Source organism: Nonomuraea rosea (assembly GCF_039539705.1).
Classification (GTDB): domain Bacteria; phylum Actinomycetota; class Actinomycetes; order Streptosporangiales; family Streptosporangiaceae; genus Nonomuraea; species Nonomuraea rosea.
On record NZ_BAABDQ010000049.1, the window covers coordinates 53,816 to 66,132 of the forward strand.

Annotated in this window: 13 protein-coding genes; 8 read left to right on the top strand and 5 right to left on the bottom strand. The window is 68.9% G+C overall.

Features of this window, described 5'->3' with window-relative positions; genetic code table 11:
- Nucleotides 1–420: 420 nt before the first annotated feature.
- Together ABEA43_RS58150 and ABEA43_RS58155 are read right to left on the bottom strand one after the other, a co-directional pair.
- Nucleotides 421–615: a hypothetical protein gene (locus tag ABEA43_RS58150; RefSeq protein WP_345576402.1), complete on the bottom strand. Its 195-nt coding sequence runs from the start codon at nt 613–615 to the stop codon at nt 421–423.
- Between the two features lie 66 nt (nt 616–681).
- Nucleotides 682–1,380: an SDR family oxidoreductase gene (locus tag ABEA43_RS58155; protein WP_345576404.1), complete on the bottom strand. Its 699-nt coding sequence runs from the start codon at nt 1,378–1,380 to the stop codon at nt 682–684.
- A gap of 238 nt (nt 1,381–1,618) precedes the next feature.
- On the opposite strand from ABEA43_RS58155, the gene ABEA43_RS58160 reads away from it, so the two are divergent.
- From ABEA43_RS58160 to ABEA43_RS58170, 3 genes are all read left to right on the top strand, one after another.
- Entirely contained in the window at nt 1,619–2,509 is an 891-nt protein-coding gene (locus ABEA43_RS58160; protein ID WP_345576406.1) for a helix-turn-helix transcriptional regulator, read from the top strand.
- Between the two features lie 731 nt (nt 2,510–3,240).
- A complete protein-coding gene (locus ABEA43_RS58165) occupies nt 3,241–3,528 on the top strand; it encodes a hypothetical protein (RefSeq protein ID WP_345576408.1) in 288 nt (95 codons plus the stop codon).
- A gap of 123 nt (nt 3,529–3,651) precedes the next feature.
- Nucleotides 3,652–4,719, top strand: coding sequence for a hypothetical protein (locus tag ABEA43_RS58170; protein WP_345576410.1), 1,068 nt, complete (start codon nt 3,652–3,654; stop codon nt 4,717–4,719).
- 604 nt (nt 4,720–5,323) lie between these two features.
- Here ABEA43_RS58170 and ABEA43_RS58175 read toward each other — a convergent pair.
- Nucleotides 5,324–5,590: a hypothetical protein gene (locus ABEA43_RS58175; RefSeq protein ID WP_345576412.1), complete on the bottom strand. Its 267-nt coding sequence runs from the start codon at nt 5,588–5,590 to the stop codon at nt 5,324–5,326.
- 644 nt (nt 5,591–6,234) lie between these two features.
- On the opposite strand from ABEA43_RS58175, the gene ABEA43_RS68460 reads away from it, so the two are divergent.
- The 3 genes from ABEA43_RS68460 to ABEA43_RS58185 all read left to right on the top strand — a co-directional run bounded on the left by ABEA43_RS68460 (nt 6,235) and on the right by ABEA43_RS58185 (nt 8,796).
- On the top strand, nt 6,235–6,426 hold the full coding sequence (locus ABEA43_RS68460) for a transposase (RefSeq protein ID WP_425570640.1): 192 nt from the start codon (nt 6,235–6,237) through the stop codon (nt 6,424–6,426).
- Between the two features lie 94 nt (nt 6,427–6,520).
- Nucleotides 6,521–7,426, top strand: coding sequence for an NADP-dependent oxidoreductase (locus ABEA43_RS58180; protein WP_345576414.1), 906 nt, complete (start codon nt 6,521–6,523; stop codon nt 7,424–7,426).
- Nucleotides 7,427–8,520: 1,094 nt separating this feature from the next.
- Nucleotides 8,521–8,796: a hypothetical protein gene (locus tag ABEA43_RS58185; RefSeq protein ID WP_345576416.1), complete on the top strand. Its 276-nt coding sequence runs from the start codon at nt 8,521–8,523 to the stop codon at nt 8,794–8,796.
- A 577-nt stretch (nt 8,797–9,373) separates the two neighbouring features.
- Here the strand turns inward: ABEA43_RS58185 and ABEA43_RS58190 are convergent.
- A complete protein-coding gene (locus ABEA43_RS58190) occupies nt 9,374–9,730 on the bottom strand; it encodes a hypothetical protein (RefSeq protein ID WP_345576419.1) in 357 nt (118 codons plus the stop codon).
- Nucleotides 9,731–10,055: 325 nt separating this feature from the next.
- Complete coding sequence (locus ABEA43_RS58195) at nt 10,056–10,271, bottom strand: hypothetical protein (RefSeq protein ID WP_345576422.1); 216 nt, start codon at nt 10,269–10,271, stop codon at nt 10,056–10,058.
- A gap of 417 nt (nt 10,272–10,688) precedes the next feature.
- Between ABEA43_RS58195 and ABEA43_RS58200 the strand changes: the two genes are divergently transcribed.
- The gene (locus ABEA43_RS58200) at nt 10,689–11,714 is read left to right on the top strand and encodes a LacI family DNA-binding transcriptional regulator (protein WP_345576424.1); all 1,026 of its coding nucleotides are present in this window, start codon (nt 10,689–10,691) and stop codon (nt 11,712–11,714) included.
- A gap of 124 nt (nt 11,715–11,838) precedes the next feature.
- Nucleotides 11,839–12,312: a hemerythrin domain-containing protein gene (locus ABEA43_RS58205; protein ID WP_345576426.1), complete on the top strand. Its 474-nt coding sequence runs from the start codon at nt 11,839–11,841 to the stop codon at nt 12,310–12,312.
- Nucleotides 12,313–12,317 lie beyond the last annotated feature (5 nt).

Here is a 12,317-nt window from a genome sequence, read left to right on the forward strand (position 1 = left end):
CTGAAGCTCCCCCTGCGGGGTCAGTGAACACTCTCACCGGTAAGCCGTATCCCGGGCCGGGCTACGCTCCGCGGACCATCAACCACCAGTTATCGGTGTTGTCGGCCTTCTACGCGTTCGACGAGGATCTCGGGCCGCTGGTCAACCCGGTGCCGCAGCGACGTGGCCACTCAGGCGGCGCGGTCCGCGCGCACCATGACCCGATGTTGCCGTCCGAGCGGTCGCGTCGCCCTGCAGATCACCGGCTCCGTGACGAAGGTCCGATCCAAGGGCGGCTTGTCACACCCGCACCCAGTCGTGCCGCTCGAGGTCAGGGCTTGATGAGTACCTTGAGGCTCTTGCGGCCGGCCATGTCCTGATGGCCGGTCGTGGCGTCGAACACCTTCCCCGGCTCGACGGTCCCGTCCAGGATGTCGGGCATCAGCTCCTTGATGTAGGCCCGGACTGACGCGGGCAGGCGGGCATGGTGCCGACGGCCTCCAGGACCACGTGCATGCCGTGCCCGCCGGTCGGCTCGCGGACCTGGGCAACCCCTTTCTCGCCGCGGGCGGAGACGACGTCGGTGGCGCCGAACTCGCGGCCGGGGTCGGTGCGGGCATGGTGGCGTCCCAGCATGATGATCTGCTCGGTGTCCGCACAAGCTCACGACCGGCTGCGGAACCCCAGGGTGTCAGATCTGCCTCAGACGGGCTGGCCGACCGGCCGGATGGTCAACGTGTTGAGGTCGACGCCGGCCGGCTGGCCGAGGGCGAAGCAGATGACCTCGGCGACGGGCTCGGGGGACAGGGCGAAGGGCGGGACGCCGCCTTGCCAGAAGGCGGTGTCGGTCATGCCGGGGCTGACGAGGGTGACGCCGATGCCGCGGCTGGTGGCGTACATCCGCAGGTTCTCGGCCATGCCGGTGACGGCCCACTTGGTGGCGGAGTAGAGGTTGGCGGGGCTGTTCTTCAGGCCGGCGACGCTGCCGATGAGCACCAGCCGCCCGCCCGTGCTCTCGAGATGGGGCAGGGCGGCGTTGGCCAGCAGGGCGGGACCGAGGACGTTGGTGAGGACCATGGGCGCCCACAGTTCCGGGTCGCCGTCGGCGATGGTGCGCGGGTGGTCGGCGGGGATGAAACCGGCGTTGGCCACCGCGGCGTGCAGGGCGCCGAAGTGTGCCACGGTGCGGGTCACGGCGGCTTGGGTGGCCGGCCAGTCGGCGGCGTCGGCGATGATGCCGAGCAGCCGGTCGGGGTGGCCGGTCTCGTCGAGGAAGGACTTGAGCTTGGTCTCGTCGCGGCCGGTGACGGCCACGCGGTAGCCGCGATCGAGGAGCAATCGTGCGGTGTGGGCGCCGATGCCGCTGGTCGCGCCGGTGATCAGTACAGTCTTGCCGGTCATGGTCATACTCCCGGGTGTTGGAGGTCCTGTCGGTGCATCAAAGGAGGGCTTCGACGGTGATGGGCGGGCCGATCACCACTACAAGAGCTGGTCGGACAGGGTCCATCTCCGTATCGCAGGTCGCGTTCAACCTGCTGATCCCAGGAAACCCGCCTGGCCGCGCGCGAGGCAGAGCGCGTTTATAGGGGGGACAAGCTCAACCCCTCTACCGCCGTCACCTGCGGTTATCGTGGAGGGCATGGAGCAGCGACCCGACCACCGCGCCCAGATCCGGGACTTCCTCGCCACCCGGCGTGCGAAGCTGACCCCGGAGCAGGTCGGGCTGCCCACCAGCGGCCGGCGCCGGGTCCCCGGGCTGCGCCGCGAGGAGGTCGCGGTGCTGGCCGGTGTGAGCACCGAGTGGTACACGCGGCTGGAGAAGGGCCACATCAGCGGCGTATCGGAAGAGGTGCTCGACGCGGTGGCCCAGGCCCTGCGCCTGGACCAGGACGAACGCACCTATCTGTTCGATCTGGCCCACGCCGCCCGCCGCGCACCTTCGCGCCGCAAAGACGTACAGGTCCCGCCGCCGGTCCAGTGGCTGCTGGACTCCATGACGATGTCGGCGGCGTTCGTGCGCAACGGCCGTTCGGACCTCGTCGCCGTCAATGCGCTGGCCCGGAGCGTGCTCGCCCCGGTCTTCGACAGCCTCACCACCGCCCAGCACGGCCGCGCCAACCTCGCCCGCTATATCTTCCTCGACCCGAGCTCCCGGCAGTTCTTCGTCGACTGGGACGCGGCCGCCGTCGTCGCCGCCGCGCTGCTGCGCGCCGAAGCCGGACGCGAGCCCCACGACCGCGCCCTGCGCGAACTCATCGGCGAACTGTCCACCCTCAGCACCGAGTTCCGCGGCCAGTGGGCCGCCCACGACGTCCGCATCCGCCACGACGGCACCAAGCGGCTATGGCACCCCCAGGTCGGCGACCTGGAGCTGACCTACCAGTCCCTCGACCTGCCCATGTCCAACCGGACGCTGTACGACCTCACCGTCTACACCGCCGAACCGGGCAGCACCTCCGAAGAGCGGCTCAAGCTCCTGGCCAGCCTGGCCGCCACCCAGCCGGCACGCCCCATCAGCCGGCCGCGTTGAAGCGCGCCAACCTGCTCACCGGCGCAATCAGACGGGCACTACGTCGGAGATCCTTGACCGGAATGTCTTGGGCGCGCAGCTGGTCGACTGCGGTCAACAGGTACGCGAACCACAACGGTGATCGTCCAGGAGAAGTGGCAAGCCACCGAAGCGCTCACGGTGGTAGCGCAGCATTTCAACGAAACCAGCCGGTCATCGAGGCAACAGACGTACCGAGGCAAACCCTGGACGGGCCAGCGTGTTGCCCGCCTGTCAGTTTCCGAAGTCGTGTGCACGGCTGTCCTGGGGTTCCGGGGATCTGTGCATAGGTCGGTGAACATCCGGTGCGTCCATAGTCCTGTGCGCTACGGCGCGTTTTGTTCCGTACTCGTGTGCGCGACGGTGAGGTCCTTGGCATGGACGGCGAGCGGGCGCAGATCGTTGAGCGGGGTTTGTTGACCGCCCCGGATGAGACTGGGACGTGGTAGTACGCCGGGGCCGAGGTGATCGCCCGGCTGGCCGCCCGGCCGCGGGTGGGCTTGACCCGCGGACACAGCGGCGACTGAGCTGGGTCTTTCGCGGCGTCAGGTGTACGTGCTGCTGCGCCGATGGCGTCAGGGCGAAGGCGTCATGTCGGTCGTGGCGTTCGCGGCTACCGGCTGGCGGATCTGGCTGCGGACGCATTTCCGGAGGCTGGGTTGTATCCGCCGCCCTGGCTCGGCGACCAGTCCCGTTACCTCCACGCGGACCCAGTGGAGGATGCCGAGGCGGCCGCGCACGTCATTCTGGCCGCCCAGCGCATCACCGGTACAGACACTCTCGCCGCCGTCATGGCCACCGCCGGATTGTCACTGCGCTCCGTCGAGCCCGACCGCGTCCAGCGCAACCAGCGGACATGGATCCCATTGCCCTGCCCATTCCGCGCGACATCCTCTACCAGCACGACGACCACCGACGGGCCAGGTCCTGCCGGCCGGCTTCCGGGACATCCGTGCCTGCTGGCGCGGGATGGCGTCGCCGCCGCCCGCGAACTCGGCTGACATCGCCGCCTTCTGAGATCGCGTACGGACGGATGGTGACGTTCCCCTTTATGCCTTGGCGGCCGGCGATCGCGCCCTTATGTTGGTGATCGTTTTGCTGGCTCTTCGAACAGCGGGGTGTTCATGGGATCCACGCGTACGAACCTGACCATTCTGGCGAGCATCCTTCTCATGGCCGGGCAGGCGGCGGGCGCGGGCCCGGCCGCGGCGGACGGCTGCCTGGCGACCACCGACCAGTGGGAGGTCACCGACCTGGGCGTCACGGGGAGCGCGCTCGACATCAACGACCTGGGACAGATCGCCGGCTCCAGCGTGAGCGCGACCGGCGAACAGCGGGCGACCGTCTGGGACGGCGCGCAGGTGATCGATCTGGGCAGTCTCGGCGGCGGCCGCGCTTACGCAGGCGCCCTCGACGAGGACGGCAACGTCGTCGGCAGCAGCTACACGGCAACGGAGAAGGGGCACGCCTTCCACTGGCGCGCCGGGACGATGACCGACCTCGGCACCTTCGGCCGCATCCCCACCCTGGTCCACGACGTCAGCGCGGGCGTCATCGTGGGCGAATATCGGTACCTGCTGCCCAACGGCACGGCCCGCTACCAGGCGTTCCGCATCCGGGACGGCGTAAGGACCGACCTCGCCGCCGTCTCAGGCAGCTATGCGGCGGCCGTCAACCCGGCCGGGCAGATCGCCGGCACCCAGCGCCGCCTCGAACCGCCCGGCCCGGCGAGCCAGCGGACCCACCGGGCCTTCCTCTGGGAGGACGGCGCCATCACCGAGCTCGGCACGCTCGGCGGTCAGTGGAGCCAGGCCGAGGGGATCAACGGCGACGGCCACATCGTCGGCCAGGCGGCGCTCGGCGCGGACGGCGTGCTCGCGGGCGGCTACATCTGGAGCGCCGAGGAGGGCATGCGGCGCCTGCCCGACGCCGGCGGTCTGGCCGCGCCCAAGGCCGTCAACGACGACGACGTGATCGCCGGCACGTACACCTGCACTGGAGCCGGCACCGCCGCCCACGCGGCGGTCTGGACCGGCCCCGGCGCGGCGCCGGCTCTGCTGCCCGACCCGGCGACCGGCACCGCCACGATGGCCAATGCCGTCAACGCGCAGGGCGAGATCACCGGGTGGGCCGAGGCCCCCAACGGCTCGCGGCGCGCCCTCGTGTGGCGGCCCGCGCCCGGCAGTTCCTGAGCCTCAGCCCCGCCAGCGCGGCCGAGACCAGGGAGCGGGCCTCCTTCCGGGACTCGGGCCAGGCAGTCGGCGGAGGTGGCCGACATCCTCGACCCGGACCACGGCGAGGAAACCTTCCATACCTACGTCCGGCAGGACTCTGTCGTGCTGTGGCCGGGCGAGGCCGGCTGCAACGTCGTCCAGCGATGGCGGCCCTGGTTTCCTGTGGCCCGTCACCGTCCTCGGACCGTGCGGCGGGTCTGCCCTGTCTGCGCCGCCGACCCTGGCCGCGGGATCCCGTGGCGGCTCATACCCAAACGCCCTTTGCATAGTTCAGAGAAGACCGCCGTCACGCTCGGGCTCGTACGCCCACGTGCCCGGCCGACCTGAGGGGAAGTCGGCTACCGCCTTCGTCAGCATCGGCGCCGGTACATCTCCGCCAGTCGCCGCACCCCAGGCTCCAGCAACATCACTTGCGGTTCGCCCGATCCCACACGTCCAGGTCCTCCGCCGCCGGCCGCTGTCGGGCCGCGCGAACCACAGCCGCCCTAGCGGCACGGCCGGACCAGGCGGCATGTCCTTGAGCCACGGCCCCTCAAAGGGAATCATCTCGTCTCATCCCTCGTCAGAAGATCCAGAGGTATCCGACCCTGCCGACAGCCAAGGCGCACAGGACGCCGAATACGACGGACACCGGCCACATTCTTCTGCCCATCGTCCAGGCCACGCCAGCCACAGCGACTCCCAGGAGAGTCGCGGCCGAAATGGCGATGGAGTTGAACAAGTCCCCCGCCGAGGTGCCGTGGTAGGGGTCGTCGTCGGGCGCTTCCACGCGATAAGCGAAACCCATGAGGATCGCGGCGACCAGGTATCCGACGCTCGGAGCACGCATGTCCACGCCTTTGATCGCGACGATGTCTACCGGTGGAGCCTACTGAGAGAAGGCTTGTGATCATCCCGCCTTCGTCCGCCTCGCTGGGCGATCATAAGCGCCCCGGCAGCACAATGGGTTATGGGACGGAGACCCCCGCGGCGCTCCCCCTCCTGGGCAGGCCGCCTCGCGCCACCGTACGCATCACTGCCCGCCCCGGCGCCTCCAAAAGCTCACGTCGGTCCAGCTTTGGGTCGCCATCGCGGGCATCATCGGCAGCCTCACGTCCGTCCCCGCGATCATCATCTCTATTAACGCGCCCAAGGTCAGCGAACGGCAGCGGACGGACGCCCAGCGCCAGAAAGCGAAGACCGATCTGGCCAATAGGCGCGTTTTGCTCACCGCGTAGAAATGAGTAATCAGGCATTCTTCAACGGCCGATCAGCTGTCATCCGTAACGGCAACACGACGTCCACTTGGGTCGGCATCAAGATCCTTCGATCTGACCGCGGGTGGGTGTTGACGTATGCCGCGCCCGGGTGCAGCGAAGTGACGTACTCCATCACGCCGGACGACCGACAGAATAGAGTTTCCCCTCGACTCCAGCGCCGACGTACAAAGCGCTGTCTTCACCAGCATTCGGTGGGCGATCGAGCCCGACCGAGATCCGGGTCGAGTTCTCCCAGCGTGACGACAGCCGCTGCCCCGTCAAAGCCGAGTGCACCCGAAGCCGGCGTCGGCGGCTCACGTTACAACCCCAGGCCGAACACGAGGTTCTCGCCCGGGCACGGGCCGAGCAGCACACTGACCAGTGGGACATCGCACTTCGCCGCCTGCGGCCTGAGGGGGTTCCCTAATGATCTTCAGGGAGGGCGAAAGCCCACCTCCGAGGAGCGCGTAAGAGAGTCTCTCCTATTGTTAGATGCCGATCGAACTCTAAGGGAGTTGAACATGCGCACTGTGCGGATCGACCGCTTTGGCGGCCCTGACGTCCTAACCGTTGCCGAGGCGCCAGCACCTCGCCCGTTCGAGGGCGAGGTGCTGGTACGCGTTGTTGCCTCCGCCATCAATCCCGTTGATGACAAGACCCGTCAGGGGGCCATCGGAGAGGGAACGCCACCCCTGCCGATGACCTTGGGCTGGGAACTGGCGGGCATCGTCGTCGACAGCCCGACCAGTGGGCTGCCCGTGGGTGAACGGGTCTTCGGGATGTCTCACCAGCTTGGAACCGGACGAGGAACCTGGGCCGATCTCGTGGCCATGCCGGTCGCCTCGCTTGCCGCCGCCCCCTCGAGGATCAGCCTGGTGGAGGCGGCGACACTGCCGTTGCCTGGGCTCAGCGCCTTGCAGACGCTGGACTGGCTGGACATCCGCGCTGGAGAACGCCTTCTGGTGGCAGGTGCGGTTGGCGCGGTAGGAGGCCTGGCCGTACAACTGGCCCGAGCGCGCGGCGCCCGGGTAGACGCGCTGGTTTCCAGACCAGCTCAGGTCGAGGTAGCCAAGGAGTTGGGGGCCGAATGGGCCACAACGGAGCGCGCCACGCTCCCCGTAGCCGCCTATGACGCCGTCTTCGACACCTTCGGCGCCTTTGCCACCGAAGCCGTGGCCGATGAAGGCCGCTACGCCTCCATCGCCACCCAAGCCGGACCCGTGCCGGATCTGTCCCACCGAGCGGTCCGCACCACGGTCAACCAGGTGCGCGAGGACGGCGCAGGGCTTGCCGAACTGGCCAGGATTGTAGATGCGGGCCAGGTCAAGGTACGAGTTGACTCCGAATACAGCCTGCAAGACGTGCAAGAAGCGCACGAGCACTTCCTCCGGGGCCAGTTGTCAGGAAAGATCGCCCTCGTTCTCTGAAGGCGGCCCGGTCAGGAACCGAAGCCTGGCACGTCCGCACACAGCAGCACCGGTGGGGAGTCGGACCAGCCTCAAGCAGCGCGTGGCGCAGACATCGACCCACAGGCCCACGCCTGAGTGTTCCTTTCACATGACACCCCCGTGATCACTCCTGTGATCACGGGGCCGTTTCTTTGCTTGTCTACTTCGCCAACAGGGTCTGGTGGGAGGGGGCGGGGCGTTAGTCGGTCGGTTCGTCGGCGGTATCGCCAACCTCTTCGGCTTCGCGCTTCCGGCGTCGCCCATACGACGTAGCACGTTCCGGCGATGCCTGTGAGGATCACCGCGAGCCAGGCGGCGGGCGTTAGCACGTCGTCCGCGGCGGTGGTGCCCGCCGATGCTGCGGGGGCGGCGGAATCCGGCGCTGGGGCTGGTCTCTGGTGTGCTCTGTCGTGTCGTGGAGTCAGCGCGGGGTCGGTACGTCCCGCGCCGGACATGTCCACGTCCGTGGGGATGGCCTGCGCGGCGCTTCCCGGCGCTCCCGGCCGTCCGGGGGCTCCCCGTACTCCGGATGGTCCGGGTTCCCGGCTGGCCGGATGCGCCGGTTGGTCAGGGCGTGCCGGGTCGTCCGGACACTCCCGGCTGGCCGGTCGCCCCTGCGGGTCAGGTCGGTCCGGGGGTGCCCGCTGGTCCGGTCGGTCCAGCGGGCCCCTGATCGCCCTGCGGTCCCTGAGGTCCAGGCTCGCCTTGGGGTCCGGATGCACCGGTAGGCCGACGATGCACACGACCGGTGGATCTTGGTCGGGGCAGTGGCCATGATGGTGGGGTCGGCCAGGATCGCAGCGCCGGGCATGTGCCCGGGGGGCTGCGTGGCCTGCTGTGATTGACCATGGCGGGCAGCGAGCGCGGCGGTTGCTGCGCGGTCGAGGTGCCGGGAGATGGCGGGGCAGTTGGTGGCGGGGGCATCCGCCGCAACCCAGCAGCTGCCTTCTCAGATCGATGTTGATCTCTTGTGACCCAGCTGTGGTGAAGCACGGATGAAGCAGAAATGACAGGTCATACGGCTATCTTCCTGCTGACGGACCCGGAGCAGGGCAGACGATCAGAGGAGAGACATGCGAGGGAGAGTCAGGACCACCGTCGCGGCGGCGACGATGCTCGGCGCGGCGGTGCTCGCGTTCGGTGCCATTGCGCCACCTGCACAGGCGCAGGAGACAACAGCACGGATCGATCAGGTGCAGGCCGCTCCCGGCTGGCACTACGTGGGGACCTACACCACATCGACCAGATGCCGCCAGCAGGGCGAGGCTTACCTGGCGGCTGGCTGGGCGATCCGTTTCGAGTGTCGCGGCGCTGCTGGCACAGAGTTGTGGGTGCTGACCAACCCATAGCGGACGCCCCCAAGGAGCCGCCAGCCGCGTGGGCCTGTCCGGCGCGGCCGGCGTCTTCGGGGTCGGGTGGGCCCGATGGTGAGGTTTCCGGTGAAGTCGTGGCTGTCCCAGACGAGCTGGTGGTGGGTGCGGTCGTAGTGGGTGAACTCCTGCGGGGCGAGGCGATATCGGGGTGATTTTCCTGTTTTTTCCGCAGGCTTTGAGGTGATCGTTTGAGGACTTCCTGTAGGCGTGTGGACCTCAGCACCAGGATGAGTCGGTGGCCGCAGCTGCGGCGACCTGCGGGTACTTGGCGGCGGCCCGGATCGTGCCGTCCACCGTAAACGGATGCCGCACCTGTGTACGCCTGCGCGAAAGGCCCCGGCAGGAGGGTGGAGTTCTGCGGGGGCCTTCGGCGCGCGGGATTTGCAGATCACACGCAGGTACGGGGCACTGTGTGCGTTCGCCGTCCGGTTCACCAGTCTCCGCACGCCGCCGACCGGGCCGAACACGCACCAGGGCCGCCACGTCCGGCGCCACCTTCCACACGTTCTGCCAGTCCCGGTACGGCACCGGCTCGCCGAGCGAGGCGTTCGGGTCAGCCCTGCGTTGACAACCGCAGCACCGCCTTCTTCTTGGACAGCGAGAGGGCGACGATGGTGATGCCGTTGAGCGTGCTCGACGAGCCCTCGCTGAAGTACGACGAGCCTGACACGCCCGGCCCACTGGACTTCACGCGGACGCCGCCGGCATTGAAGGAGACGGTCAGCTTGGTGAAGACGAAGCTGGGGTCGATCCGGAACGAGACTTTCTTGGTGATGGTGATCTTGCAGTTGCCGTCGTAGCAGGCACGAAGGTTGGGCTTGGCGGCGGCGGACGCCGTGGGGGCGATGGCGGGGACGAGAGCGACGGACGCGGCCACCGCCAGGGCGGCGGTCCTGATCCTGGCGGACATGGTCCTCCTTGCTTCACATGAGGTGAGGACAGAGTGATCCATTGAGCCCTCCCAGTGTGTGGCGGCCGCTCCGGGACCGGTCCCGGAGCGGCCGAGCCACATGAGGGTGCGGCAAAGCCAACGAGTCTGCCTCGGCGTGGCTCTGTGATGACCGGAGGTGGCTTGATCGATGTTGGTCGCAGGTGACGTTCGCATGTGTTGCCGGTGCTTGTGCAGGTGTTCAGGTTCGGTGGCCGGATTCCGCTTCGTCATGGATCTTCTCAGCGCGAAGGCGCCCTCACGCCGTGGACAATCGGAGCATGGGAGACCCGATCGAGATCGTGGATCATGACCCGGTGTGGCAGGTGGAGTTCGCCGCGATCGGGACGGCGTTGCGCGGGGCGCTTGGTGACGCCGCCCTGCGCGGCAGCAGCGCGGCGTTCCCCTGCTCGAACCCGAAGAACGAGCCACGCGCGCGCCCGGTGGCGTAGACCAGCTCGCCTGAGCCGGGAGCGGGCACGACGGCCGGGTCGGAGACCACCCAGTACGGCGCGCCGTCCACCGCGCGCGATCGTCCTGACCACCACGACGGCGGCGATCGCGAGCCCGATGGCGAGCACGGACAGCAGCGCCTGCGCCGCAGATTGGCCGGCGCGAACCTGAGCAGCCTGGAGAAGGCGGAGCTCGCGAAACCGGATACCTGATCGACGGGAGTCCGAGGGGCTTCGGGAAGCACGGAATGGCCTGCGAGGCGGGTCAACGTGTCACCCCATCGGGTTGCTGCCGTGTGACCCAGGATGCGGGCGGCCCGCTAATGAGGGCCAGAATAAATATCCGTTACGCCCAGCCCCCGAACTGTTTCGCCATCCGGCCCGATCGTTAAGACCCCACCCAAGCCTGCTGCCTCGCCGATACGGAAGGCACTGCTCACGGCAGCGTCGAAACAGTCGGCCGATCAGCCGCTCGTTAGACTTCGCCCATGACCACGACGAAGGACCCGTCCGCCCAGCCCCTCACCATCGCCCAGCTCGCCGAGCTGGCCGGGGTGTCGACCGCGACGGTCTCCAAAGTGGTGAACGGCAGGTCCGAGGTCGCGCCCGAGACCCGCGCCCTCATCGAACGGCTCATCAGCGAGCACGGCTACCGCAGGCAGCGGCGGCGCGGCCGCCCGGCCGCCCTGGTGGAGCTGGTCTTCCACGCGCTCGAAGGCGACTACCCCATCGAGATCATCAAGGGCGTCGAGCAGGTCGCCCGCGAGAACCGCCTGGCCGTGGTGCTGTCGGAGCTGCAGCAGCGGCACGTCCCCGGGCGAGGCTGGATCGAGGAGGTGCTCAGCCGCCGGCCCACCGGCGTGATCGCGGTCTTCTCCGGCCTGACCGACGAGCAGCGCGACCAGCTCGCCACGCGCGACATCCCCCTCGTCCTGCTCGACCCGACCGGCGACCCGGGCCACAAGGCGCCGTCCGTCGGCGCGAGCAACTGGAGCGGCGGGCTGTCGGCCACCCGCCACCTGCTGGGGCTCGGGCACCGGCGCATCGCCGTGATCACCGGCCCGGAGTACGCGATGTCCAGCAGGGCCCGGCTCGACGGCTACCGCGCCGCGCTCGACTCGGCCGGTGTGCCCGCAGACCCGGAGCTGGTCGGCCGGGGCGACTTCCTGGTCGAGGGCGGCCTGACCCAGGCGCAGCGGCTGCTGCGGCTGCCCGACCCGCCGACCGCGATCTTCGCCTGCAACGACGGCCAGGCCATGGGCGTCTACCAGGCGGCCCACGAGCTGCGGCTGCGCATCCCCGACGACCTGAGCGTGATCGGTTTCGACGACCTGCCGTCGATGCGGTGGATGACCCCGCCGCTGACCACCATCCGCCAGCCGCTCGTCGAGATGGCCGCCGCGGCCACGACCATGCTGCTGACGCTCGCGCGGGGCGAGCCGCTGCCGCAGAGCCGCGTCGAGCTCGGCACCGACCTCGTCGTCCGCGCGAGCACCGCGCCGCCCGTCCGCTAACTTTCGCCCCTTGGGCCGTACGTATCGAGGCTCCGGGGTCGGGCGGCGCGCCCGGTTTCATCGGCCTCCAGCAGGGAAGACGGCGGTGACTCGCAGCCAAGCCCCCGGGCGGAGAAGGGAAGACATGGACGCCATCGTGCTGCTCAAGGAAGACCACAAGACCGTCGAGGCGCTGTTCAAGCGCTTCGAGAAGGCCGGCGAACGCGCGCACGCCGAGAAGCGGCGGATCGTCGACACGATCACCAAAGAGCTCGTCACGCACGCCTACATCGAAGAGGAGATCTTCTACCCCGAGGCCCGCGCGAAGGTGCCGGAGACGAGCGACCACGTGCTGGAGAGCGTCGAGGAGCACCACGTCGTGGTGTGGATCCTGTCGGAGCTCAAGGACCTCGACCCGGCCGACGAGCGCTTCGACGCGAAGGTGACGGTGCTGATCGAGAACGTCCGCCACCACGTCGAGGAAGAGGAGAAGGACTGGTTCCCGCAGGTCCGGGCGGCGATGGGCCGTAAGGAGCTGCAGGAGATCGGCGAGCGCATGAACAAGGCCAAGGCCGGCGCGCCCAGCGAGCCGCTCGCGGTCAGGAGCGCCAAGACCTGACCGGG

Bases quoted from the DNA above. Each gene is read 5' to 3' on its own strand.
- ABEA43_RS58205 (WP_345576426.1), top strand. From the start codon at position 11,839: ATGGACGCCATCGTGCTGCTCAAGGAAGACCACAAGACCGTCGAGGCG.
- ABEA43_RS58155 (WP_345576404.1), bottom strand. From the start codon at position 1,380: ATGACCGGCAAGACTGTACTGATCACCGGCGCGACCAGCGGCATCGGC.
- ABEA43_RS58170 (WP_345576410.1), top strand. From the start codon at position 3,652: ATGGGATCCACGCGTACGAACCTGACCATTCTGGCGAGCATCCTTCTC.
- ABEA43_RS58185 (WP_345576416.1), top strand. From the start codon at position 8,521: ATGCGAGGGAGAGTCAGGACCACCGTCGCGGCGGCGACGATGCTCGGC.
- ABEA43_RS58190 (WP_345576419.1), bottom strand. From the start codon at position 9,730: ATGTCCGCCAGGATCAGGACCGCCGCCCTGGCGGTGGCCGCGTCCGTC.
- ABEA43_RS58200 (WP_345576424.1), top strand. From the start codon at position 10,689: ATGACCACGACGAAGGACCCGTCCGCCCAGCCCCTCACCATCGCCCAG.
- ABEA43_RS58150 (WP_345576402.1), bottom strand. From the start codon at position 615: ATGCTGGGACGCCACCATGCCCGCACCGACCCCGGCCGCGAGTTCGGC.
- ABEA43_RS58160 (WP_345576406.1), top strand. From the start codon at position 1,619: ATGGAGCAGCGACCCGACCACCGCGCCCAGATCCGGGACTTCCTCGCC.
- ABEA43_RS58180 (WP_345576414.1), top strand. From the start codon at position 6,521: ATGCGCACTGTGCGGATCGACCGCTTTGGCGGCCCTGACGTCCTAACC.
- ABEA43_RS58175 (WP_345576412.1), bottom strand. From the start codon at position 5,590: ATGCGTGCTCCGAGCGTCGGATACCTGGTCGCCGCGATCCTCATGGGT.